26 protein-coding genes (1 of these 26 running past the window's edge) are annotated in these 22474 nt (G+C 61.8%); 12 read left to right on the top strand and 14 right to left on the bottom strand.

Annotated features, from left to right (window positions below; translation table 11 throughout):
• Window positions 1–2 precede the first annotated feature (2 nt).
• The gene (locus M1R55_RS04650) at window positions 3–539 is read left to right on the top strand and encodes a macro domain-containing protein (RefSeq protein WP_249393550.1); all 537 of its coding nucleotides are present in this window, start codon (window positions 3–5) and stop codon (window positions 537–539) included.
• 63 nt (window positions 540–602) lie between these two features.
• Here the strand turns inward: M1R55_RS04650 and M1R55_RS04645 are convergent, their stop codons facing one another.
• The gene (locus M1R55_RS04645) at window positions 603–2078 is read right to left on the bottom strand and encodes an MBL fold metallo-hydrolase RNA specificity domain-containing protein (RefSeq protein WP_249393549.1); all 1476 of its coding nucleotides are present in this window, start codon (window positions 2076–2078) and stop codon (window positions 603–605) included.
• Between the two features lie 105 nt (window positions 2079–2183).
• Here M1R55_RS04645 and M1R55_RS04640 point away from each other — a divergent pair, with 105 nt between their 5' ends.
• Window positions 2184–2645 (top strand): universal stress protein, encoded by a 462-nt coding sequence (locus tag M1R55_RS04640; protein ID WP_249393548.1) that lies wholly within the window; start codon window positions 2184–2186, stop codon window positions 2643–2645.
• 298 nt (window positions 2646–2943) lie between these two features.
• Here the strand turns inward: M1R55_RS04640 and M1R55_RS04635 are convergent, their stop codons facing one another.
• From M1R55_RS04635 to M1R55_RS04625, 3 genes are read right to left on the bottom strand one after another with little or no spacing between them, the layout of a single operon-like run.
• The gene (locus M1R55_RS04635) at window positions 2944–3999 is read right to left on the bottom strand and encodes an LptA/OstA family protein (protein ID WP_249393547.1); all 1056 of its coding nucleotides are present in this window, start codon (window positions 3997–3999) and stop codon (window positions 2944–2946) included.
• Between the two features lie 19 nt (window positions 4000–4018).
• Window positions 4019–4933 (bottom strand): LptA/OstA family protein, encoded by a 915-nt coding sequence (locus M1R55_RS04630; protein WP_371827156.1) that lies wholly within the window; start codon window positions 4931–4933, stop codon window positions 4019–4021.
• A gap of 56 nt (window positions 4934–4989) precedes the next feature.
• Window positions 4990–5598: a hypothetical protein gene (locus tag M1R55_RS04625; RefSeq protein WP_249393546.1), complete on the bottom strand. Its 609-nt coding sequence runs from the start codon at window positions 5596–5598 to the stop codon at window positions 4990–4992.
• Between the two features lie 131 nt (window positions 5599–5729).
• On the opposite strand from M1R55_RS04625, the gene M1R55_RS04620 reads away from it, so the two are divergent.
• Both M1R55_RS04620 and M1R55_RS04615 read left to right on the top strand, forming a co-directional pair.
• Window positions 5730–6509 carry a TatD family hydrolase gene (locus M1R55_RS04620; RefSeq protein ID WP_249393545.1) on the top strand — a complete coding sequence of 260 codons (780 nt, stop codon included), beginning with the start codon at window positions 5730–5732 and terminating at the stop codon, window positions 6507–6509.
• Between the two features lie 263 nt (window positions 6510–6772).
• Window positions 6773–7933, top strand: coding sequence for an acyl-CoA dehydrogenase family protein (locus M1R55_RS04615; RefSeq protein ID WP_249393544.1), 1161 nt, complete (start codon window positions 6773–6775; stop codon window positions 7931–7933).
• A 64-nt stretch (window positions 7934–7997) separates the two neighbouring features.
• Here M1R55_RS04615 and M1R55_RS04610 read toward each other — a convergent pair whose 3' ends face one another.
• Window positions 7998–8912, bottom strand: coding sequence for a magnesium transporter CorA family protein (locus M1R55_RS04610; protein WP_249393543.1), 915 nt, complete (start codon window positions 8910–8912; stop codon window positions 7998–8000).
• Between the two features lie 117 nt (window positions 8913–9029).
• Between M1R55_RS04610 and crcB the strand changes: the two genes are divergently transcribed.
• Both crcB and xseA read left to right on the top strand, forming a co-directional pair.
• A complete protein-coding gene (gene crcB / locus M1R55_RS04605) occupies window positions 9030–9404 on the top strand; it encodes a fluoride efflux transporter CrcB (RefSeq protein ID WP_249393542.1) in 375 nt (124 codons plus the stop codon).
• Window positions 9405–9526: 122 nt separating this feature from the next.
• Complete coding sequence (gene xseA, locus M1R55_RS04600; protein ID WP_249393541.1) at window positions 9527–10756, top strand: exodeoxyribonuclease VII large subunit; 1230 nt, start codon at window positions 9527–9529, stop codon at window positions 10754–10756.
• 49 nt (window positions 10757–10805) lie between these two features.
• On the opposite strand, the gene M1R55_RS04595 is transcribed toward xseA, so the two are convergent.
• From M1R55_RS04595 to rpsF, 7 genes are all read right to left on the bottom strand, one after another.
• Window positions 10806–11687 (bottom strand): sulfurtransferase, encoded by an 882-nt coding sequence (locus M1R55_RS04595; protein WP_249393540.1) that lies wholly within the window; start codon window positions 11685–11687, stop codon window positions 10806–10808.
• Window positions 11688–12088: 401 nt separating this feature from the next.
• Window positions 12089–13777 (bottom strand): ribonuclease Y, encoded by a 1689-nt coding sequence (rny, locus tag M1R55_RS04590; RefSeq protein WP_249393539.1) that lies wholly within the window; start codon window positions 13775–13777, stop codon window positions 12089–12091.
• A 390-nt stretch (window positions 13778–14167) separates the two neighbouring features.
• The gene (locus tag M1R55_RS04585) at window positions 14168–14956 is read right to left on the bottom strand and encodes a dienelactone hydrolase family protein (protein WP_249393538.1); all 789 of its coding nucleotides are present in this window, start codon (window positions 14954–14956) and stop codon (window positions 14168–14170) included.
• A gap of 174 nt (window positions 14957–15130) precedes the next feature.
• Window positions 15131–15571 (bottom strand): 50S ribosomal protein L9, encoded by a 441-nt coding sequence (gene rplI, locus M1R55_RS04580; protein WP_249393537.1) that lies wholly within the window; start codon window positions 15569–15571, stop codon window positions 15131–15133.
• Window positions 15572–15582: 11 nt separating this feature from the next.
• Complete coding sequence (rpsR, locus tag M1R55_RS04575) at window positions 15583–15858, bottom strand: 30S ribosomal protein S18 (RefSeq protein ID WP_019011372.1); 276 nt, start codon at window positions 15856–15858, stop codon at window positions 15583–15585.
• 59 nt (window positions 15859–15917) lie between these two features.
• Window positions 15918–16808, bottom strand: coding sequence for a single-stranded DNA-binding protein (locus M1R55_RS04570; protein WP_249393536.1), 891 nt, complete (start codon window positions 16806–16808; stop codon window positions 15918–15920).
• A 158-nt stretch (window positions 16809–16966) separates the two neighbouring features.
• Window positions 16967–17275 carry a 30S ribosomal protein S6 gene (gene rpsF, locus M1R55_RS04565; protein WP_064013861.1) on the bottom strand — a complete coding sequence of 103 codons (309 nt, stop codon included), beginning with the start codon at window positions 17273–17275 and terminating at the stop codon, window positions 16967–16969.
• 154 nt (window positions 17276–17429) lie between these two features.
• Between rpsF and M1R55_RS04560 the strand changes: the two genes are divergently transcribed.
• The gene (locus M1R55_RS04560; RefSeq protein WP_249393535.1) at window positions 17430–17999 is read left to right on the top strand and encodes a DinB family protein; all 570 of its coding nucleotides are present in this window, start codon (window positions 17430–17432) and stop codon (window positions 17997–17999) included.
• A 2-nt stretch (window positions 18000–18001) separates the two neighbouring features.
• Complete coding sequence (locus M1R55_RS04555; RefSeq protein ID WP_249393534.1) at window positions 18002–18193, top strand: hypothetical protein; 192 nt, start codon at window positions 18002–18004, stop codon at window positions 18191–18193.
• Window positions 18194–18197: 4 nt separating this feature from the next.
• Here M1R55_RS04555 and M1R55_RS04550 read toward each other — a convergent pair whose 3' ends face one another.
• A complete protein-coding gene (locus M1R55_RS04550; RefSeq protein ID WP_371827179.1) occupies window positions 18198–18515 on the bottom strand; it encodes a hypothetical protein in 318 nt (105 codons plus the stop codon).
• Between the two features lie 1040 nt (window positions 18516–19555).
• Between M1R55_RS04550 and M1R55_RS04545 the strand changes: the two genes are divergently transcribed.
• From M1R55_RS04545 to M1R55_RS04530, 4 genes are read left to right on the top strand one after another with little or no spacing between them, the layout of a single operon-like run.
• Complete coding sequence (locus M1R55_RS04545) at window positions 19556–20026, top strand: helix-turn-helix domain-containing protein (RefSeq protein WP_249392045.1); 471 nt, start codon at window positions 19556–19558, stop codon at window positions 20024–20026.
• A 20-nt stretch (window positions 20027–20046) separates the two neighbouring features.
• Window positions 20047–20316 carry a hypothetical protein gene (locus tag M1R55_RS04540; RefSeq protein ID WP_249393533.1) on the top strand — a complete coding sequence of 90 codons (270 nt, stop codon included), beginning with the start codon at window positions 20047–20049 and terminating at the stop codon, window positions 20314–20316.
• A 21-nt stretch (window positions 20317–20337) separates the two neighbouring features.
• Complete coding sequence (locus tag M1R55_RS04535) at window positions 20338–20658, top strand: transposase (RefSeq protein ID WP_371827178.1); 321 nt, start codon at window positions 20338–20340, stop codon at window positions 20656–20658.
• Between the two features lie 37 nt (window positions 20659–20695).
• Window positions 20696–21487, top strand: coding sequence for a GNAT family N-acetyltransferase (locus M1R55_RS04530; RefSeq protein ID WP_249393532.1), 792 nt, complete (start codon window positions 20696–20698; stop codon window positions 21485–21487).
• Window positions 21488–21572: 85 nt separating this feature from the next.
• Here M1R55_RS04530 and M1R55_RS04525 read toward each other — a convergent pair whose 3' ends face one another.
• Window positions 21573–22474: the 3' portion of a serine/threonine-protein kinase gene (locus M1R55_RS04525; RefSeq protein ID WP_249393531.1), read on the bottom strand. 94 nt of this gene lie beyond the right edge of the window; only the last 902 of its 996 coding nucleotides appear in the window; the start codon falls outside the window, past its right edge; the stop codon is at window positions 21573–21575.

Here is a 22474-nt window from a genome sequence, read left to right as displayed (position 1 = left end):
CTATGCCGTTAGAACTCGTACAGGGCGACATCGCCGCACAAACCACCTGCGCTGTCGTCACTGCCGCCAATAAGGAATTGATGGGCGGAGGCGGCGTAGACGGCGTGATTCACCGCGCTGCTGGGCCAGAGCTTTTGCGGGCAATTCGGCCTCTGGGCGGCACACCCACGGGCACAGCTGTTATTACTCCGGCGTTCGGCTTAACGAAGCAGGGCGTTCAGTACGTCATTCACGCGGTTGGCCCCATCTGGCGCGGCGGGCAAGCGGGTGAAGCAGAGTTGTTGGCCGGAGCTTACCACCACAGCTTGCGCTTAGTTGTAGAACACGGCTGCGACAGCGTGGCGTTCCCGTCCATCAGTACGGGCGTGTACGGCTATCCGCTGGAGAAAGCTGCGCCTGTGGCCCTCGCTGCGATAGCCGAGATTTTGACCGAGCAGTCAGACTTGACCGTGCGCGTGGTGCTCTATGACGTGGGCAACTTACAGGTCTTTCAACGCGCATGGGCACGGCTGGAAAGTGGAGAGAACCGGCCAGTATAGGTAGACAGGGAACGGAAACCGGACAGGAGTTAGCCCGGTTTCCGTTTCCGAATAGCTTTATCCCTACTCGCCGCCCGCGCTGCGTTGCGTGTCCCGGCCCTCCGGCGTGGGCAATCCGGGCGGCCTGCCTTGCGGGAAACCGGGGCCAGTCAGGTCTACGGTTTCGCGGTTGGGCACGATGTCGCCCTTCATGCCGTGTTGCTCCAGTACGGGCACGAAGGCTTCCATCACTTCGACTTCTCCGTGTACCAGCCACACATGCGGCCTGCCCGCCGTACTCAGGAAGGCCAGCAGATCGTCCTGATCGGCGTGGGCGCTGAATCCGCCGATCGTATGCACTTTGGCCCCCACCGCCACGTCTTCGCCCATAATCCTGACCGAATCAGCGCCCGCGACAATTCGCCCGCCGAGGCTGCTGGGAGACTGATAACTGACGATCACGAGGCTGGTGCTGGGTTTCCAGAGGTGGTGCTTGAGGTGGTGCTGGATGCGCCCGCCCGTCATCATGCCGTTGCCTGCCAAAATAATGGCGGGGCCGTCGTAGCGGTTGATGCGCTGCGATTCGGCGGCGCTGGGAACCACATGAAGGGTGCTGGGCCGGAAGGGGTCTTCGCCGTTTTGCAGGGCTTGCCGCACCGGGGGAATCAGTTCGTCGCCAAATTCGAAGTATTCGTGGGTGGCACGCGCTGCCATAGGCGAATCTAGAAATACCGGAATGCGCGGCACTTCCCCGCTGTCCATCAATTCCTTCAGGGTGTGCAGGATGGTCTGCGCCCGTTCTATGGCAAAGCTGGGAATCAGGATTTTGCCGCCCAGCCGCACGCTTTCGCGCAGGGCGTCTCTAAATTCTATAAGTGTGTCGGCCCACACGCGGTGAGTCCGGTTGGCGTAGGTGGTTTCTATGACCACTGCATCGGCCTCGGGCGGCGGCGTAAAGTCCAGTTGCAGCCCGCTTTCCCGGTTGCCAAGGTCGCCGCTCATGATCAAGCGGCCCTGCGCCGATTCGATCAGCAGGTAGGCGCTGCCCAGAATGTGCCCGGCCCGCTGCGGCGTAATGCTTATATCGGCCACGCGCAAGGTATCGCCAAATTCCAGCTGTGGGCGCAGCAACGCCACTGTCCGGTGAACGTCCTCTTCCTCATACAGCGGCGGCGGCACTTCGTCTTCCCGGCCCTGTCTGCGGGCACGGCGCACGTCCTGGCGGTAGCCTTCTACCTGGAGCCGCGCCGAATCCAGCAGCACCGTTTCGGCCAGGGCGGCAGTGGGCGCAGTGCAGTACACCGGCCCCCGGAAACCCTGCTTGACCAAGATGGGCAGGCGGCCCACATGATCAAGGTGCGCGTGCGTCAGAATCACGGCGTCCAGGTCGCGCGGATCGAAGTGAAAGGGTTCGCGGTTGCGGGCTTCTAATTCCTCTCCGCCCTGAAACAATCCGCAGTCAATCAGCAGCTGCCGCGTGCCGCCCGCCGCCGCATCCAGCGTCAGCAAGTGCATGCTGCCCGTAACTGTGCAGGCCGCGCCCAGACTTTGCATTTTCATGGAGCAAGTCTAGCGGGCCAACCTGACCGTGCGTTCCGTCACAGTTCCAATGGGTCTTTATGCGCCCTTCAGGTTTGAGAAGCTGAACGGGTGTACGGTCAGAGCATGACCCACCTAGAAACCAGCACGCCCCGCAGCGGCTTTGCCCGAATCGCCGTAGGCATAGATTTCTCGCCCTCCTCGCGTCACGCGCTGGATGTGGCCCGCACCCGTTTTCCCGGCGCAGATATCCGCCTGCTGCATGTCACCGACGCCCGCGTAACCGCCACCCCCGACCTGATGGGCGGCATGACTCCCTCCCTGCCCGATTCCGGCCTGCTACAAGCCATGGAACACGCCGACGCGGGCCGCCTGAACGAGTTGCTGATGGACAACGAGGACGCCGAACTGCTCATTGGCGACCCTGTGACGGGCTTGCTGGACGCCTCGCAACGCTGGGCCGCTGATCTGCTGGTGGTCGGCACGCATGCCAAAGGCTCGCTTGAACACTTTTTCTTGGGCAGCACGGCAGAAAAGCTGGTGGCGCGGAGTCCTATTCCGGTGTTGACGGTTCGGCTGGGGCAGTAGGGAAAGGTTGGTCAAGGTTCTGGAACTTGTCCCACGATTTGCCCCACCCCCCTCTGGTGCGCAGCTTTGCAGGCCCGCTAGGCGGGATTGATCTTGCCGCGTTTTAAGTCGGCTTGTTCGTTCATCTCAAGCGGAATCGCCAGTTCATTCCGGAATGAAACTGGCCCGTGCATTGCACACACGATGGCCTCACACGGAGTTGGGGTAGCGGTGTTGTGGTTTAGCTCGTCACCTATGAGGGTGAGGCTGGGACTCGCAGACCGCAGAGGGGTGAATGATCGTGAGCGATCGCCCTTTCCTACGGCGAATTTCCCGGTGGATTCACTGGCAAAGTCGGCCTCACTGGCACTTCGGTTGGTGTCGCTGCTGGCGTTCCCGTCCCCGGCTCCCCATCCTGAAATTCGCCCGTAATCGTTCCGCCATCGGCTTTGCGGGCCACGACTTCATTCCGGTCTAGGTCGTACAGGATCACTCCGGCACGCAGAATGTCGCCGTTCTGCACGCTTTCGGCGGGTTGCTCCGGCGTTCCGATCAGGCGGGCCACATTCGCCGCGTCGTCGTATTCCACGCGGCCTGCTTTGCTCACGCGTCCGCCTTTGCTGGTCAGCACCACGTTCCCCACCAGTATGGTTTTTTCGTCGTCTACATCGACTTCTATGCGCTGGCTGCTTCCCGTCAGCGGGCCGTCGTCGTTGGCCCGGGAAAAGGCAATCGGGCCGTCAATGCGGGCTATGCCGTCCGACTCGTCGTACACCAGCTTTTGCCCAGTCAGTTCTGTTTTGCCCTGCGTCACCCGCACCGTGCCTTGCGTGGGCACGGGCGTAGCTTCCACGGCGCAGCGGCTCAGGCGATCTGTTTTGCCCTCAGGCGGATTGTTCAGAAACCGGGCGGTTCCGGCGCTGGCCTCAATTCGTCCGTCGCTGCCTTCCTGCCCTTCCGGCACGTCCTTTTGGGTCACCAACGCCAGCGGCACGCGAATCACGTTCTGATCAATGGTGATCTGGATGCCGCCCGTCCCTGTCTCACTGAACACCGCTAGGCTGGGCGCATCTTCCGGCTCATCGTCTTGCCGCGAGCAGATGGTAAAAATGCCCGTTTCGTCGGTGGTTCCAGTTCGCACGATGCGGATACGGCGTTCCTTGCCGTCATCGCCCTTGCGGATCAGTTCCAACGTGGCGTTTTCGGATTCGGTGGCGGGCGCGGGGGTGGGCTGAGTTTCTGTGGTAGGGGGCGCGGTAGGTTGAGATTGGGTGGGCAGAGGCGTTGGGGCCGTTGTTTGGGCATTCACACCCCACGTCAGGGCGGCCCCCAGCATCAGGGTCAGGCTGAAGCCCACTGCCGGAAGCCGTTTCATAGGCATCAGCTTACTAGGCTTACTCGCCGCGCAGCTTGAATTGCTCGGCGGGAATCTTGTAGGCGCTGTTCAGGCCACGCACGCGGGCCAGATCGGTGCGCTGTTCCAGGTAGCCGCTGGCCGGGGCCTTCACGGTCACCTTGCTCTTGCTGTCCACGCTCACGGCGTTGCCGACCACGTAAGCCACATTCTTCTTGTCGTCGTAAAACACAGCATCTCCGGTGGTGGTCAGCGTGCCCTGCACCAATTTCACGCTGCCGCGTACATACAGCGTCTTGGCTTTGGTCAACACGCGCACTTCTTGGCCGGTCATGACGAGGGCTTTTTGGGTGCCTTTGGCGGCGCGGGTCAGGCTGGGGCTGCCCGTCAGTTGGGCCAGTTCGCGGTCTTCATCAAAGATCAGCTTGGCGGCCTTGCCCGTCTGGGTGCCGTTACTGAGGCCCACATTCCCCGTACTCGTCGAAACATTGTTGTCCACGTCCAAGCTCATCTGGCCTGCCGTGATGCTCACCGTGTCGCCGTCTTCCTTGCTGGCAGGTTGAAAGGTGGCGCTGGCATTGCCGTTCAGCACGCCTTGCCCACTGGCTTCGCTGTAGGCCAGTGCGGTGCCTTTGGCGCTCAGGCGGCCCCGCGTCACCTGTACGCTGCCCGTAAAGTTGGCGGTGCGCTTGCCTTTGGCCTCAATGAGCGGGGTTCCGGCCGGCGCGGCCAGTACCGCCTGTGTAGCCTGTATTTGCAGAGTACTCACGGTGGCTTTCACGGGGTTGCCACTGAAGGTCAGCGGCCCATTGCGAAGGTCGCCGCGTGGCCCGCCCTGAATCGTGATGATGCGCTTGTTGGTCTCGGCCTGAGCCGCCGCCAGCGTGACTCCTAGCAGGCCCATCAGCAAGAGGTTGCGGTTCAGTTTGGCGGTCTTGGTGGTGAAGTTGGTCATGATGTGGCTCCTTGGGGTGTGAATTGAGTCAGACAGGACTTTGGATTTAACCGGATTTACAGTGGAACCCGTTTCCCGTCCTGGCAAGTTTGGTTGGCGTCAAGATTGGCTGAGTAACTAGAGTTGTCGTTGTCTGAGTCTTCGATGACAAATTGAAAACTCATGCGAATTTTTGCCACACGTCCCGTAACATTGGGGGAATCAATGGTTGCCAGCGGAGCCGTGAAACCATAGCCCTGCTCGATCTTTATCGGCTGTGCAGCGTTCCCAGTCAGATCTAAATCGGCGCACTGCGCCACCAGCGTAATGCGGGCCTTCTGGGTGGTCATGTTGTCCTGGCTGTCTATGGTCAGGTCGGGGGCGGTCAGGGTGGCGTCCAGCGTTTCACGCCCGGTATAGATGCCCGCCGCATTCTTCTCGCGCAGTAACCGTTGCCCATCGGACAGTCCGCTCAGGCGCGTTTCGCCCGTCACCGGGTCACTGCTGACATCGGCGGCACGGAACCGCCACACCGCGCCTTCGTCCCGCGCTGGATACAGCGACAGGGCCACGCCCGACAGCTTGGCCCCCGTTCCGGCCCCAGCCTGCCCCCCACTGGGCAAGAACGCAAAAATCAGCGCGAACAAGACCAGCGCCGTCAGCGTCCACAATCCGGCTCTCAGCACGGGGGCACTCTACCGTCAGACGCTCATGAGAGTGGTGGGGCCAGCCTGACTGAGGGTGAGACTTGGGGGGTACTCGGCGTTGTGGCCCGTTTCCGACCCATCTCTGACCACTCACCACTTACCCTGTCTGGGTGATCGATACCCACTGCCACCTTGATTACCTCGACGATCCCGCCTCGGCACGCGGCGAACTGGGCCTGACTGGCCTGGTCTGCATCGGCGCGAGTGTGCAGCACGCCCACAACGCGGTACAACTGGCCGAAACCCTGCCGGGCGTGTGGGCCACTGTGGGCATCCACCCCGGCGACAGCGCCGAAGACAGCCCCGAAGCGCGGGCCGAACTGGAGGCGCTGGCCCTGCATCCCCGCGTGGTGGGCATTGGTGAAAGTGGGCTGGATGATTACTGGGACGACACCCAGCGGCCCGCACAGATGGCGGCATTCGAGTGGCAACTGGACTTGGCGCGGCGCGTGGGCAAGCCGCTGGTCATTCATACCCGCGACAAGGCGGGAGCTGAATCTGCCCATCTGTGCGTGATGGACGTGCTGAAAAACTGGCCCGACGTGCCCGTGATTCTGCACTGCTTCAGTGGTCACACTGGGCTGCTGCAGTTTGGGTTGGAGCGCGGCCCACATACCTACTTTGGCTTCGCGGGCAACACCACCTACAAAACGGCCCGCGAGATTCAGGCTGCCGCCCAAAGCATTCCACTGGGCCAAATGCTACTGGAAACCGACGCGCCTTTTCTGGCCCCAGTCCCCAAGCGCGGCAAACCCAATCGTCCCGGCTATGTACGCCACACGCTGGAATTCATCGCGGCTCTGCGCGGCGTAGACCCGGATGAACTGGAGCGAATCACCGACGCCAACGCGGGGCGGGTGTACGGGATGTATGAAACAAATTCCGATTGAATTCCGGTGGTATGGGATTCAATCCAGGCAAAGCGGATAGGAAAAGATAAGGGTTCCGGAATATGGACGGACAACCGGTGGGCTGCTCAATGAAATGGGGCCGGGTGTACGGGAATTGGGCGGAGCCCATATTGCCACCCCTTCCGCCGGATAGACTCCGGACATTCTTCACGCAGTTTCAATTCAGCAGCGATCAGGACGGCGGGTGTCGACGCTCCCGGCTTAGAGTTTTTCCCACTTCCCACTTTCTAGAGGAGTTCCCCATGTTCGACGAATTTCAAGTCAATGACCTGCTCGCCCCCGATGAACGCCTGATTCGCCAGAGTGTGCGGGCCTACTGCGACGCTGAACTGATGCCCCAGATTGCCGAGTGGTGGGACAGCGGCGACCTGCCCGTGCGTGACTTGATGCAGCAATTTGGCGGCATGGGCCTGCTGGGGCCGACCACGCCCGAACAGTACGGCGGCGCGGGCGTCAGCTACAGCGCCTACGGCGCGATGATGTACGAACTGGAGCGGGTCGACAGCGGCCTGCGGAGTGCGGCCAGCGTGCAGGGCAGCCTCGTGATGTTCCCCATTTTTACCTACGGCACCGATGAACAGCGCGAACGCTATCTACCGGGGCTGGCCTCCGGCGAACTGATCGGCTGCTTTGGTCTGACTGAACCCGATGGCGGCTCCGATCCCGGCGCGATGCGAACCCGTGCGCGGCTGGACGGCAACGAGTACGTGCTGAACGGCTCCAAAATGTGGATCACCAATTCGCCCGCCGCAGATTTGGCGGTGGTGTGGGCCAAAGACGATGAAGGCGTGATTCGCGGATTCATCGTGCCCACCGACGCGCCGGGGTTTCATGCCCCCAAAATCACCCGCAAAATGAGCCTGCGGGCCAGCGTGACTGGGGAAATCGTGCTGGAAGACTGCCGGATTCCGGCGGCCAACTTGCTTCCCGGCAGCGGCGGCCTGAAATCGCCGCTGTCCTGCCTCACCTCGGCCCGCTTTGGCATTGCCTGGGGCGCACTGGGCGCACTGGAAGCCGTGCTGCAAACCGCGCTGGACTACACGGGCAGCCGCACCACCTTTGGCAAACCCATTGCCGGACGCCAACTGGTGCAGGACAAACTGGTACGCATGGCCACCGACCACAGCACCGGGCTGCTCCTAGCCTGGCGCCTGGGCCAACTGAAAGACGCGGGCCGCATGAACTTTGCCCAGGTCAGCATGGCGAAGCGGAACAATGTCCGGGTAGCCCTGAACGGCGCTCGCCTCGCCCGCGAACTGCTGGGCGGCAACGGCATCACCACCGAGTACCCGGTCATTCGCCACATGCTGAACCTCGAAACCGTGGATACCTATGAGGGCACGCACGACATTCATACGCTGATCGTGGGACGGCATCTGACGGGCGTGGGGGCGCTGGAATAAGGGCGGGCGTAGGACGTGGGCTATGGATTGGAGCGACAGTGTGGCTCACACCCTACAGGCCCACTCACCACCAGCCTCGCCGCTTGAAGTAATAGGCCAGCAGACCCCCGACCAGCGCGAAACTGGCCCACGCCAGCGCGTAGCCGTATTTCCATGGCAGTTCAGGCATATGCTCGAAGTTCATGCCCCACACTCCCGCCAAGAAGGTCAGTGGCAGGAAGATCACGCTCACGGCGGTCAGGGTTCTCATGACCTCGTTCATGCGCTGGCTCTGCAGGTTCAGGTGCAGGTCAAGCAGTCCCGTCAGGTAATCGCGTAGGCCGTCCAAGTGGCTGCTGGCGCGGGTAAAACTGTCCTGAGCATCGCGGTAACGCACCAGATCGGCGGCGCTGCCGTTGGCGTGGCGGCCCAGGAGGGCGGCGGCTTCGCGGGCATCGGTGGCGAGGCGGCGGGCGTGGCTGATCAGGTGCTTCAGGTCAAACACGTCCGACACCGGGTTTTGCCGCTGGTGCTTGAATACCCGCTCTTCCAGCGCCTCTACCCGCAGTTCCAATGCGTCACCCAGCGTAAAAAAGGTGTCGGCGGTATGGTCGAGCAATTCGTACATGATTTCCTGCGGCGTGTTGATGTGTTCGCGGCCAATCATGTCCCACACGGCAGTCAGGGCGTGCGTGCCGTGCGTACTCAGCGTCAGGATGGCCTGCGGATACATGAAGATGGTCAGGCGCTCGGTGAAATCGTCGGGGTCTTGGGGCTTGGCGACGCTCCGAATAGTAATGAAGGTGTGTTCGGGATACTGCTCGGCGCGGCTCCAATGGCCCTTTTCCAGCGTGTCTTCCAGCGCCAATTTGTTGATAGGGAAGGCGGCCCGCAACTGAGCCAGTTCATCGGGGGTCACGTCCTGCACGTTTAGCCACAAGTCCTGCGTTTCTCCAGTCCACTCGAAAGGGCTGCCGTCCAGCCGTTTGGCTTGAATCATGCCTGTAGGGTAGTGGGTTGTAGGGGGTGGGAAGTAGGAGAGGCCAGCGGGCGAAGATTAATCCTGTGGTCTGACCTGTTGCCCCCCACGATCCCCCATCCCTTACCCTATCCACCAATGAACACCTGGGCCTGGGTGGCAATCGGCGGCGCAGTGGGCGCGGTGGCCCGCTACGGCGTGGCTTTGGCCTTCGCGCCGTTGGCAGCCCGCGCAGGCTTTCCGCTGGGCATTCTGGTCATCAATGTGCTGAGATCGTTCCTGCTGGGCCTCACGGTGGCTCTCGTCGGGCGCGGCGTGTGGCCGGAAGTGGCGCGGCTGGCCTTCGGAACGGGCGTGCTGGGCGCGTTTACCACTTTCAGCACCTTGAGTGTAGATATAGATGAATTGCTGGGGCGCGGGGCAGGTGCGGCGGCGTTGGCTTACGCCCTGAGCAGTGTAGTACTGGGCGTGCTGGCGGCAGTGGCGGGGCGTGTGTTGGGGGGCAAGTTGTAAAACTCCGGCAGGTTGAACCTCTCCACGCCTGGCCAGAGCGCAGATCAATTGGCCAACACGGCATTCCCATATTCCACGATCCACGCACCACTTCCTGCCGCTGTACTCTACAGGCACACCTCATGACCGGAAAAAAACGCCGCACCAAAACCGAAGCCACCCGCCCGCCCGAACAGTTTCTGGACTTGGCCGACGTGCTGACCTACGTGGGTCAGGTCATCGCGCGGGGCGTGCCGGGGGCCATCTGGGTGCGGGCCGAAATTGCCAGCCTCACCGACCGCCGTCACCTGTACATAGATCTGGTGCAACTGGGCGAGGAAGGGGAAGTTGCCAAATGCCGCGCCACCGTCTGGGCACGCGAACGCTTTGCGTTGGAAGGCAAGTTTCGCCGCGCTACGGGGGGCACCTTTACGGCGGGCCTGAAAGTGCTGCTGTTCTGCACCGCCGAATTTCACCCGCAATACGGCTTTTCGCTGAATGTGCTGGATGTCTCGCCCGAATTTACGCTGGGAGACGCTGCCGTGCGGCTGGACGCCCTGCGCGAACAGTTGGTGCGCGAAGGCGTGTACGGCCTGAACCGCCTGTTACCTGCGCCTACCGACTTTGGCCGCGTGGCCGTCATCAGCCCGGAGGGTGCGGCGGGTCTGGGCGACTTCCAGCGTGAAACAGACCGTCTGGAGGCCGCTGGCGTCATAGAGTTTGTGTATTTGGAAGCAACGTTTCAGGGCCGGGACGCTTCGGGCAGCCTGACGCGGGCCATTGCTCTGGCGCGGGCCGCTCACCTGGAAGCCCCGCTGGACGCATTGGTGGTCATCCGGGGCGGCGGGGCCGTGACCGATCTGGCGTGGCTGAACGATCTGGACGTGACCCGTGCGCTGGCGAATTTTCCGGCCCCCGTAATTACCGGACTGGGCCACGCCCGCGACGACACCCTGCCCGACGAGGTGGCCCACACCCGCACCGACACGCCCAGCAAAGCCGCCGCCCTGATCGTAGGCGTGGTGGCCGCCGCCGCTGCACGGGCACAGGAAGACGCCCGCAGCATCCGCGTCTATGCCCGCGACATTCTGGTTGACGCTGCCGCCGCCGCAGAATGGGCACTAGACCGCACACGCACCGCTGCCCTACGCCAAACCGACGCCGCCCACGCTCACACCGACGCCCTGATGCGCCAAGCGCTGGGCCTCACGCCTGCCCGCACGCTGCAACGTGGGTACGCGCTGGTACGCAACGCAGCAGGCCAGCCCATCACCCGCGCCGCCCAGATCGGCCCCAGCGAACGGCTGAGGCTGGAGTTTCAGGATGGCGAGCGGGATGTGGTGAGTGGCGACGAGTCGGGAAGAAAAACATAGCCGCAAGAAGCTCAACAATTACCTAGTGTTAGTCTCGTCCATTGTCTGTTTAGGCGGTTTCTCCCTCCGCAATTTCCCGCCCATCGTCACTAATCCAGTCGCTCCACGATCCGGCATACAGGCGGTTGCCTGCGCCCAGCGGCACTCCAGCCAGTTCGCGGGCCAGCAGATTGGGCGTGGCGCTCACGCCGCTGCCGCAGTAGGTGATGGTGAGCGCATCGGCGGCGTTCAGGCGCTCGGCCTGCTCTGGCCCGCTCCGGAACGTGCCCGCCGGGGTCAGTGCGCCCGTCCAGTCGCGGTTCACGGCTCCGAGGATGTGTCCGGCTTTCCTGTCTATCGGCTCGGTTTCGCCCCGGTAGCGGGCCGGAGCGCGGGAATCGATCAGCAGTGTGGCGGCGTCGCGGGCCTGCACATCCTGCGCGCTAGCCACCAGTTCGGGGCGCACCTGGGGCGTAAACGTGGTGGGCGTGACCGAGGCCTCGTCTGTGGTGGCCGCTCCGCCTGCCGCCAGATACGCGGGCCAGCCGCCGTCCAGCACATACACCTCGGCGTGCCCCAGCCAGCGCAGCAGCCACCACGCCCGCGCCGCGTAAAAGCCCTGTCCGGTGCTGGGGTCGTCGTAAGCCACCACAATGCTGTCGTTGCCGATGCCCGCCGCGCCCAGCCACGCCGCCAACTCATGCGGGTCAGGCAGAGGATGACGGCCACCCGCGCCGTCAGGCTGCACCGGGCCGCTCAGGTCGGTTTCCAGGTCGGCATACACCGCGCCCGGAATGTGGCCGCCCATGTAGGCAAAGCGCCCCACCAACGGGTCAGACAGGGCGTATCGGCAGTCCAGCACCCGCACTCGCAAGTCGGCCAGATGTTCCAACAGCCACGCGGCAGACTTGAGGGGAGAGGGGAGGCCAGAACCAGTCGCGGCATCGGTCATATCCGGTAGCCTACACCGTTGGTAGGGGAGAGCAAAAACAAAAAATCCGCCCTGCTTGGACGGTGATGAGTCTGTTTGATTGACATGAATATAGCGTCATATGCAGCCGGTGTCAACCTCATGCGGCCTGAACTGAGAAGGGCGTTCCAGACGCTATTTCCTCCCAGCTCACTCCAAAAGCTGTGCATAGGCTTCGGCCAGTCCAAATGGCAAGCAATAAAAAATCCGCCCTTCTCGGACGGCGATAAGAACAATATAGCGCGATATGCAGGCAGGGTCAAACTGTTGCGGTGGGTTCAAAAACTGCCGTTCCACACGGCAAAACTATTACATTCACATCCGACCTCATGCATAAGGGCGGCCCACTCAGACCGCCCCGCTGCTTTGCCCAGCTCTCGGTCTTAGCGGGCGACCTCTACCGCTCGGCTTTCGCGCACAACCGTCACCTGCACCTGTCCGGGGTATTCCATGTCCTGCTCGACCCGTCCGGCAATTTCGCGGGCCAGCAGAGTCGCCTGCGCGTCCGTCACCTTTTCGGGCTGCACGATCACGCGCACTTCCCGGCCTGCCTGAATGGCGTAGGCCTGCTGCACGCCGGGAAACGACACCGCGATCTGTTCCAGTTGCTCCAGACGGCGCACATACGATTCCAGTTCCTCGCGCCTTGCACCGGGCCTCGCGGCGCTGATGGCATCGGCGGCGGCCACCAACACCGAGTACAGCGTCTCGCCGTTTTCCGGGTCGTGGTGGTGGGCAATGGCGTCGATCACGTCAAAGGGTTCGCCAAAGCGTTTGGCAAGGTTGATGCCGATTTCGACATGTGTCCCGTCTATTTCGCGGTCAATGCTCTTGCCCACGTCATGCATCAGTCCGGCGCGGCGGGCCAGCCCAGCATCCAGCCCCAGTTCGTCGGCCATGATGCCCGTCAGGTGAGCCACCTGTACCGAGTGCTTCAGCACGTTCTGGCCGTAGCTGGTGCGGAAGTACATCCGGCCTAGCAGTTGCACCAGCCCCGGCTTCAGGCCCACCACGCCCGCCTCAATCGCGGCCTCCTCGCCCTGCGTGTGGATGAAGGTTTTCATTTCATCCTGCGCCTTATGCACCATCTCCTCTATGCGGGTGGGGTGGATACGGCCATCGGCCACCAGCGCGTCCAGCACATGCTTGGCAACCTCACGGCGCACCGGATTGAAGCTGCTCAGAATCACGGCTTCAGGTGTATCGTCGATGATCAGATCCACACCGGTCAGGGCTTCAAAGGCCCGGATGTTGCGCCCCTCGCGCCCGATCAGACGGCCTTTCATGGCGTCGTTGGGAATAGGAACCACGCTGACGCTCAGGGCCGCGCTTGTCTCGCTGGCGCTGCGCTGAATGGCCTGTGCAATAACCTGCCGCGCCGTGCGCTTGGCGTCCGAAGTCGCCCGCTCCAGCATCGTCTTGATCCGCAGGGCTTTCTCTTCTTCCAGTTCGGCGTCTAGGCGGCTCAGAATCAGGTCGCGGGCCACGTCATGGGTCAGGCCCGCCACTTCGTACAGCTTCAGATCTACCTGGCGGCCCCGCTCGGCCAGGTCGGCTTCCTGACCTGCCAGCACGCGCAGTTGGCCTTCCAGGCGTTCTTCCAACGAGTCCAGCTTGTCGCCCCTGGCGTCCAGCTGCTCGGCGCGGCGGTTGAGGCGCTCAATTTCGCGCTTCAATTCCTCGCGTTCGCGGCGGTTCTCCTGCCGGTCTGCGGCCAGGGCCTCGCGTTCCCGCGCCGAATCCTGCTTAATCTGGGCACGTTCGGCGTCCAGTCCGGCCCGCAGCCCGGTCAATTGCTCGCGCCTTGCGGCTTCCTGTGCGGCCTGCGCCGCTTCGCGTTCGCCTGCTTCCTGAATTCGTTTGCTGGCGTCCTGTCTGGACTGGTCTGCCTGCTCGCGCACCTGCCGGGCTTCCGTATCTGCTTGCCCCCGAATGCGCTCCGCTTCTGCACGCGCTTCCCGCAACAGCCGGTCATCGATTTCGGCCCGTTCTTTCAGGCCGCGTGACTGCCCCGCGAAAAACCCGCCGACCAATCCCCCCAGGAGCGCCAAAATGACGTACAGCATGGTCATGGTGGCTCCTTTTGTCCTTTGTTCATTGGATGATGTGTGGGCCGTCAGTTGAAGGCTGACTTCCGTCTGCACCATATGAAAAGTGATGAGGGTGGAACTGTGTTGCCCTGAGTGTTATGGCGTCCAGCCCGACAGAATCAGGCTCTAGCCAACGCGAACCGCTCGCATCAGAAGTGCCTTAAGAACAAGGTGCATTCAGAGAGAAACGTTTCGCCTCCGCAGTCTAGCCCCAAAGTCGCCTGACCCCTGCGCTAAACTCGGTTCATTCGTTTATCTGTGTGATCGGAAGGCAGTTCAGGACGCCAGCAGTCGGCAGCCAGCAGGAAAAGACGCACCTAAAACTTGGGCGGCCTTCTCTGCTCAGAACTGGTTTCTTGTAGGCGAACTCGGCTACTTCAGTGTTTCCCCGAAGTAGTTCAGCATGTCGCGCCGGGCGTCGCGGCTGGCCTGCGTGTTGGCAAGCTTGCTCTCGGCCAGCAGGAATCCGTGCGGTTCGCCCTGATACACGCTCAGCTTAAAAGGCTTGTTGGCCGCGTCCAGTTTCTGGGCGTAGCTGTAGATGCCCGCAATGGGGCTGGGCTGATCTCGCGTGCCGTGAATAATCAGTATGGGCGCGGTCAAGTTGCCAATCAGGGCGGTGGGCGTTTGCGGCTTCAGCGCCGTGCCGCCCTGATCGGGAAAGCCGTACCACGCCACTCCCGATTTGAAGGCTTTCATCTGGGGCAGCAGCAGCATGGTGTAGCGCCCGCCCGCGCAGAATCCGGTCAGTCCCACCGTGTTGATATTCACATCAGGGCGCAAAGCCAAGGCTTTCAGACCGTCTTCCACAAGCAGTTTTACTGTGGCGTCGCTGGGTTCCGGCTCAAAGGTCTGCCACCCCAGCGCCAGTGTCACGTATCCGGCAGCGGCCATTTCATCCACCAAGTCGCGGTAGCCCTGCTCTAAGCCCCGGAAGGAATGCAGCAAAATCACTGCAGGTCGCCGGGTGGTCGGGGTGGTGGTAGCAGGCGCGGCCAGATAGCTTTTGTAGGCTTTTCCGCCGCTCAGCACGTCTATATTCTGCCCTTCCGATACAGCAACTGTGGTGGTCGGGCTAGCTGTGAGCGGCGTTTGGGCCGAACCAGGCTGCGTGAGGGCGAGCGAGATCAGGGCCAATGCAGGCAGCGTGTGCTTGAGCATAGGTAAATCCTCCCAGTTGCTTATCTGTGGGACTTGTACGTGCCTCTACTGTATCCAATTGGTGGCTTTGTCCCTCTCTGTTGGCGTGCGGAATAAGCAGAGAATGAAGATCAACAACAAGCCGGGCCGCTTCCCATGACAGGAAACGGCCCCAGCTTAAAAGTTTGGTTTGACTTACTTCTGAGCGTGTACCACGAGCTTCATCGGAATGGTGACTTCCGGGTGAGCGCGGTAAGCAATATCGTATTCGCCAATTTCCTTCACGGTCTTCGGCATTTCGATCTTGCGGCGGTCTACGTCAAAGCCGAGGCGGTCAAGGGCGTCGGCCACGTTCCCGTGCGTGACGGCTCCGTAAACTTTGCCTTCGCCAGCGCGGACGCTGATTTCGACAGCCACACCGTTGAGGCGGCTAGCGAGGTCTTCGGCCACGGCCTTCTCCTGCGCCTGAATCTTCTGGCGCGAGCGGAGGCGGGCTTCGAGGCTCTTCATGTTGGTGGTCGTGGCGGGCGTGGCCATTCCCTGAGGAATCAGCCAGTTGCGGGCGTACCCGGCCTTGACTTCCACGATGTCGCCGGTTTTGCCAAGGCGACCGGGTTCAAGAAGAATAATTTGCATGCCTATTCTCCTTACTTCCGAACCAGTTTCTCGGTGTAGGGCAACAGAGCAAGCTGGCGGGCGATTTTAATCGTCTGCGCGATGCGGCGCTGGTGCTTGGCCGAGAGGCCGGTGCGGCGGCGAGGAAGAATCTTGCCCGTATCGCTGACGAAACGGCGCAACATCTTCACGTCTTTGTAGTCGGTGATTTCCAGTTCGCCAATGGAGAACGGGTCGACCTTGGGCTTGCGGGGGCGCTTGGGCCCCTTGCCGCGCGGTTTGCGGTCGGCACTGTTTGACTGCGTCATAGGGATTCCTTGTGGTGCTCGTTTTAGAAGCGCCTGCTTTCCCTACCGTCAGGCAAGGGTTAAAAGGGCAGGTCTTCTTCTTCCGGCGGAAAATCGTCGAGACCTTGATCAATATCCAAGCCGCCCGAACGGTTCCCCGAATTCGCTCCCCGACTAGCCGAAGCCGCTGCTGGGGGACGCGCCGTACTGCTCGTGGTCTGAGGACGAGGTGCGGCGGGGGTGGCTGCGGGACTACCGGGAACGCCCGCGCCTCGGGACAGGGCTTCGACTCGCGTCGCCTCTATCTTGGTGCTGTTGCGCTTGTTGCCGTCTTTGTCTTGCCATGATTCGTTGACCAGTCGGCCCTGCACCAGTACCGGATCACCCTTGCGGAGATCTTTCATGGCTTCGGCCAGTTCACGCCAGAGCGTCATGTCGATCCAGTGGGTCTTTTCCTGCTTTTGCCCCTGACGGTCATTCCACGTCTCGTTCACGGCCAGGCCGATTCCGAGTACCGCGTCTCCGGCGGGGGTGTAGCGCAGTTCGGGGTCGCGGACGACGTTCCCGATCACCACTACTTCGTTCATGCCGTTCTGCATCCGGACGCCGCCTCCGGCATCCTGTACAAGTTCCGGGGTGTAACCTAGCTGCTCCATGCGGAGTGCTTTGACTTTCACCGCGCTGCGTTTGCCGCCTTCTGGCGCTTCCCACTGGCTGTAATCCAGGCTGCCTTCGACCATCACGGCGTCTCCGCCCTTCAGGTTGCGTTCGGCCTGCCACTCGGCGGGTTTGCCGAGAATAGACACACGGTGATACCAGGGAAGTTTGCGCTCGCGTCCATCAGTTCCGATCACTTGATCTTCTCCGGCGACAGTGGCCTCAAATACCGCCACACCAGTTGGGGTGTAACGCAGTTCGGGGTCACGGGCGAGTGCGCCAATCAGGTAAACATGGTTCATGCCTCGGGCCATAACAGGTGCTCCTTTTTTGCTGGCTGATACGCGGGGCGTACCGTACTGGGGGCTTTAACGTTGCTGGCTGACCCTGCATATTCAATCGAAGAGCAGGTTGACTTAACTTTAACAAGTCCTGAGCGTTACGTCAATGGCGTAATGCCACGGGCTTAACTTCAGGCTTTCTTCGTCTTCCACTCTGGGCGGTCTTTGACCACCAAGATACGGCGGACGTGATCGCGCAGGCGCAGGCTGGCGGCGATGTCCTTTTCAGGATTGCCGTTGGCTTTGATGGAGTACATCAAGTAGTAGCCTTCGCGGTCTTTGTTGATGGCGTAGGCCAAACGGCGGTTGCCCACATCGTCGAGGCTGGCGATTTCGGCCCCGGCCCCTTTCAGGGTGGTTTCGATGTACTCCTTCTCGATAGCCACTTGCTCGGCACTCAGGTTGGGGTTCAGGATCAGGTTCAGATCGTAGGTATTCATAATTCACCTCCTTGGTATTGGGGAATAGGCGTGTTCTGCGGTTTTAAAGAAACCAGCAGACAGCGCAACTCACCACTTTACCAGAGCCGGGGCGGGGATACCAGAGCCCTCCGGCGTATCTGGTGGGTGGATGGGACAACGGGTAGGCTGGGGCATGACTGATCTTGTGCCAGACGCCACGCAACCGACATTGGCCGCCACCGATCCTGCTCAAGCTGACGCCCAAACAGAGTCGGATGGGGGCGGCACGTGGGTAGATGGCATTCTGGACATTCTCAAAGAAGCCGTAGAGGGGGGCACTCCTGGTCAGGGCACTGCCTTCTTGGACGGCACCAAGGCTGATGGCAGCGGCAATCACGGCCTTCTGGCCACGCTCGATTCACTCACGGCGGCGCAGGCCAGTCAGGAGGTGCATGGGTCTACGATTGCCGGACACACGCTGCACACGGCCTATCACATGGAGGTCATCGTGCGTTGGGAGCGGGACGGAGACCGGGGGCCGTTCGATTGGCAGGGCAGCTTTGGCACAGGTCAGGTGACCGACGACGAATGGGATGAAGCCCGTGTGCGGCTGCGAACGGCCTACGATTCCCTCTGCGCTTTTGCTCGCACGCAGGCCGCGCGACCCGCCACAGGAGACGCGGTGGGCGGCCTCAGCGGGGGTATGGCCCATGTGGTGTACCACCTCGGCAGCATCCGGCAGATGGTGAAGGCGCTGGGATAGGGGTGGCAATTCGCGCCTTTACACCCGCCGACACTGGGGCTTGGGCCACTATCCAAAGCACAGTCACGGGGCAGCCGATCAGTGCCGAAGCGTTGCTGGCCGATGAAGCCCGCCGGAATCCAGCCCACTTCAGCCGCCGCTGGGTGTTCGATAGGGCTGGCGAGGTACTAGTGGGTCACTTGCCACGGGTGTAGTCTTTCACTGGACGACCTGAAGAGTCTGCGCTCCAGAACCTCCCAGAGGATGTCTCCGTGCAGAGGCTCGCTGACGGCGAGCCTTTCTTTTTCCGCCCCAAACAAAGGGCGTCGGGTGTGCATTCCATCCTCGCGCAGTCGCTTCCAACCACTCAATGATTTGTCTCGGAGTCGTCGGACAGTGGCCAGCCAACGCCCGACGAACCAAGATGCGCTGGATCGACTCGGCCATATTCAACCAACTCCCCGCGACCGGGGTGTACAGCGGCATGATGCCTTGTGCCATGAACCAGCACACCAGAGCCGGCGTCTTATGACCCACCAGATTGTCCAGCACCAGCAACACTCGAAGAGGTGGCAAGGGGTCGAGCAGCGTGAATCTGACACTGAGTCCTTCCTGCCATTTTTCCCAAGCAGCACGGTTGTCTGCCGGTGGCAACAGGGTTGCCACCGGTAAGGATTAGAGCACTTCAGCGAGCGTCTGTCGCATCCAAGGATGCAGCACGGCGTTCGTGCAGCTGGTGACCCCACGAACACGTACTTGACCGCTGGCCGGATGAAAGAGGGTCAGCAACTTGGCCGTCCCAGCCCGGACATATTCATGTGGGAGGCGCGTCGGTTGCCCCTCGGGTCGCCAAGCGCTCCCAGGCTGAGCAATCGCCTAGTAAGGTCCGGCTTCATCCAGGGCCCACACGGCCAAGCCGCCTTGTTCCCCCTCAAGATAGGCCTGCTCAATCAATTTTTTTGGCCTCTGTCTCTGGGTCCCGCACCACAACCACGCCCGTTTTCCGTTGTCGTTTGGCCCGTCCTGTTTCGCACCACGTTCGGTCGCGCTGCCACGTCAGCCCAGCTTCGTGTAAGACACCCAAGATGGTAAAGGTACTCACTCGTTCGAGCCCAGGTTCACGACGCAGCACCTTCTGCAGGGTCACCAGAGACCAAGTGGCCGTGCCGTCTTGCTCCCGATCTGGGGGACGGCGTGCGGTGTCTAAGATGCGGTTCCGCTCAGCGGAACCGTAGACGACTGGAGGACGCCCACCTGGACGAGTTTGGAGTGCGGTTAACCCCTATTGATTGAAGCGGGAGACCAGACGGGTAACCCCTTCACCAGATTGACGCCCACACAGCCGAGCCGCTTCGGTATACGGCACACCCGTCGAGACGGCGAGAATCGTCTTTGCCCGACCCACAACAATTGCGGCTGTGTGATGCGACCGGCTCAATCGCTCCAACATGGTGCGTTCTTCTTCGGTCAGAGGACGCAGCGGGTTTTTCTGGACACGAGCCATCCTCATACCCTATACCCGTAGCAAGTGACCCACTAGTGGACAGCCACAGGCATGACATGGGTTAGACTCAGGAATGGGACGACAGAAGCAGTGGGTTGTGAAGCTGAGTGACGATGAGCGGCAACAGCTGACGGACATGACGCGCAAAGGCGTGCACAGTGCGCGGGTCATGACCCGCGCACGTCTGCTGTTGCTGAGCGAGCAAGGGCTCCTCGATCAGGAGGTGGCCCAGCGTCAGGGCGTCAATGCTGCGACTGTGGCATCCATTCGCAAGAAGTACGCTGAGGGCGGCCTGCAGGCTGCCCTGTACGAAAAAGAGCGTCCTCAGCAGCCCCCGAAACTGGATCCTCAGCAGACGGCGATCCTGATTGCCGAAGTCTGTCGGGCACCTGATGGTCGGGAGAAGTGGACGATGCAGCTCTTGGCTGATCGTCTGGTGACCTTAGGCGTGGTGGACAGTAGTAGTGACGAGACGGTGCGGCGCACACTGAAAAAAACGCGCAGGGACCGTGGCAAGTTCAAAGTTGGTGTGTCGCTCAGGTAGGCGCGGACTTCGTCTGGCGCATGGAAGCTGTGCTGGACACGTATGCTCAGCCCTACGACGCTTCGCGGCCGGTCATCTGCTTCGATGAAACATCCTACCAGCTGCTTGATCATGTCCGTGAGCCATGGCCACCCGTGCCGGGAATCCCGGCACGGGTGGATCATGAACAAGCGGTGCGGCACGGTGAATTTCTTCGTGGCCTTCGAACCCTGACGGGTCAACGTACGGTCACGGTGACCGAGCGACGAGGAAATGCGGAGTTCGCAGCGCAACTCCAGAGCCTGGAGTGACGCTCTCCCGAGGCAGAGAAGATCACACTCGTCCTGGATCAGCTGTCGACACACAGCCCAGCGGCGTTATATCAACCTCTTCCGGCAGAGGAAGCCCGGCCATTGACTCGTCGATTTGAGTGGGTACACACGCCAAAACATGCGTCTTGGCTGAACATGGCCGAACTCGAATGGTCGGCCCTGCAACGTCAGTGTCTTGGGCAACGTCTGGCCAGCAAAGAGGCCGTCGAGCGTGAGATACAGGCCTGGGAAACCGACCGCAATGCGCGGGCGGTGCGCGTGAACTGGCAATTCTCAACACCAGCTGCGCGGGAGAAGCTCGGACGGCACGACCCAGCGTGAGAATAACTATAGACATGCCTGTGGCTGTCCACTAGGTGTGGCGCACCTGTACTTCTTCCCCTTCAATCCGCCCCGATTCCTGCATGTGGCCCTGCAAGTTCACCCGGCGGCGCGGGGCAAAGGTGTGGGGAGTGCGTTGTGGACAACTGTATTGGAAGAAGCCCGGCAGCAAGGAGCAGCTTTGGCCGCCAGCGTAGACGACACCGACGCCGAAAGCTTGCGCTGGGCCACACGGCGCGGCTTCGTGCAGCACGCCCACCGTTTCGCCTCAGAACTCGATCTGACCACTTTTGATGCGGCGGCCCATGCCCCTGCATTGGCAAAGGCTCTGGCGCAGGGCGTCACCTTCACTGATCTGGCTGGCCTGAATCCATCAGGAGCAGACACCGCTACTGTTGACCGCTATCTGAATTTTGTGGCAGACCGCCTGACCGAGACGCCCGACATGGCCGGACACTCCCGCTGGCCGCTGGAGCAGGTGCGCGAAATGTTGCGGCTAGACGGCACGCCCGATTTTCCCGCCCGCCCCGATTGGCTGATTCTGGCGCTGGCCCCAGATGGCACGTGGCTGGGGACTACAGCCATGATCGGCCTTGTGTCCCGGCCTTTCTTGTACAACGAACTCACTGCCGTTATCCCCAAAGCACGCGGGCGCGGTCTGGCCCTGCCCCTCAAGCTTCAGGCCATTGCCCGCGCACAGGCGGAAGGCTACGCGCTGATGCGAACCAACAACCACTCCACCAACGCGCCCATGCTGCGCGTGAATCATCAACTGGGATTCGTGCCGCAACCGGGCCGCTTTGAGATGCACCTGAGTGCGTTGGATTGAGGGATATGAATTGTGGAATGGGGAAAGGCGTGCTGGCCGATTCAGCCAAAGTTTGAGATGCCTTTCCCAGTGCTCACAGACAACCCTATTTCTTCGTCCGCTTAAACGGATTCCACCCTTTGGCGGGGGCTTCTGGCGCTTTGGCGGGAGCAGGCACGGAAGGTGTAGGTTGCAGCGGCACACGCGGCGTCGCCATGCCGTGACGCCCGGCACGTTGACCTGTCGGCGTGGGGGGCGCAGCTTCTTCCAGCTCATGAAAATGCTCGTCTTGCGGCGTTTCGCCCATCGCGGTCAGCAGGGCGCGGCGAATGGCGTCGGCAGTGGGGCGGTCATGCGGGCGCTTGGCAAGGGCCAATTCCGCCATGCGCGACACGTTGCGGGCCACCTGCGGGTTCAGGTGAACAAGTGGCGGGGGAAAGCGCGTCATGTGCGCCACCATCAATTCCTCATAGGTGTTGCCCGTAAATGGGCGCTGGCCCCACAGCAACTCGTACATCATGATGCCGAGGCTGTACACGTCGCTGGCCCCGCTGCTGCCCTCGCCGTGATAAATCTCCGGGGCCATATAGAACGGACTGCCGCTGACTTTGCCGCCCTGAGACGTAAAGTAGGTGTTCCCCAGGTCGCCCAACGCCGCCCGGCCTTCGCTGATGTACACGTTCTGGGTCTTCACGTCCTGATGCACCGCGCCCAAATGGTGCAGATAAGTCAGGGCCGAGGCGATGTCCGCCAGCAACCGCATGCTGGCATCAAGGGGCAGCATGCGTCCAGGCAGGCGTGCCAGATGCTCGTTCAGCGCCCCCTGCGGGTAATAGCGGATGGCCAGGAATGACAGCGGCCCAAATGGAGTGCCCGCGTAGCCCGTGACCAGATGGGGATGCCGGAATTGCAGCGTCAGCCGAACCTCGTTGCCAAAGCGTTCGGCGGCGTCATGCACGGCCAGCGTTTCAGGCAGCGGAATCTTAAGGGCCACCTCACGTCCATCGG

Origin of the sequence: Deinococcus sp. QL22 (assembly GCF_023370075.1) — a bacterium.
Taxonomy (GTDB): Bacteria; Deinococcota; Deinococci; order Deinococcales; family Deinococcaceae; genus Deinococcus.
The sequence above is the reverse complement of the archived record's forward strand: the minus strand, read 5'-3'. Positions and strand labels throughout refer to the sequence as shown.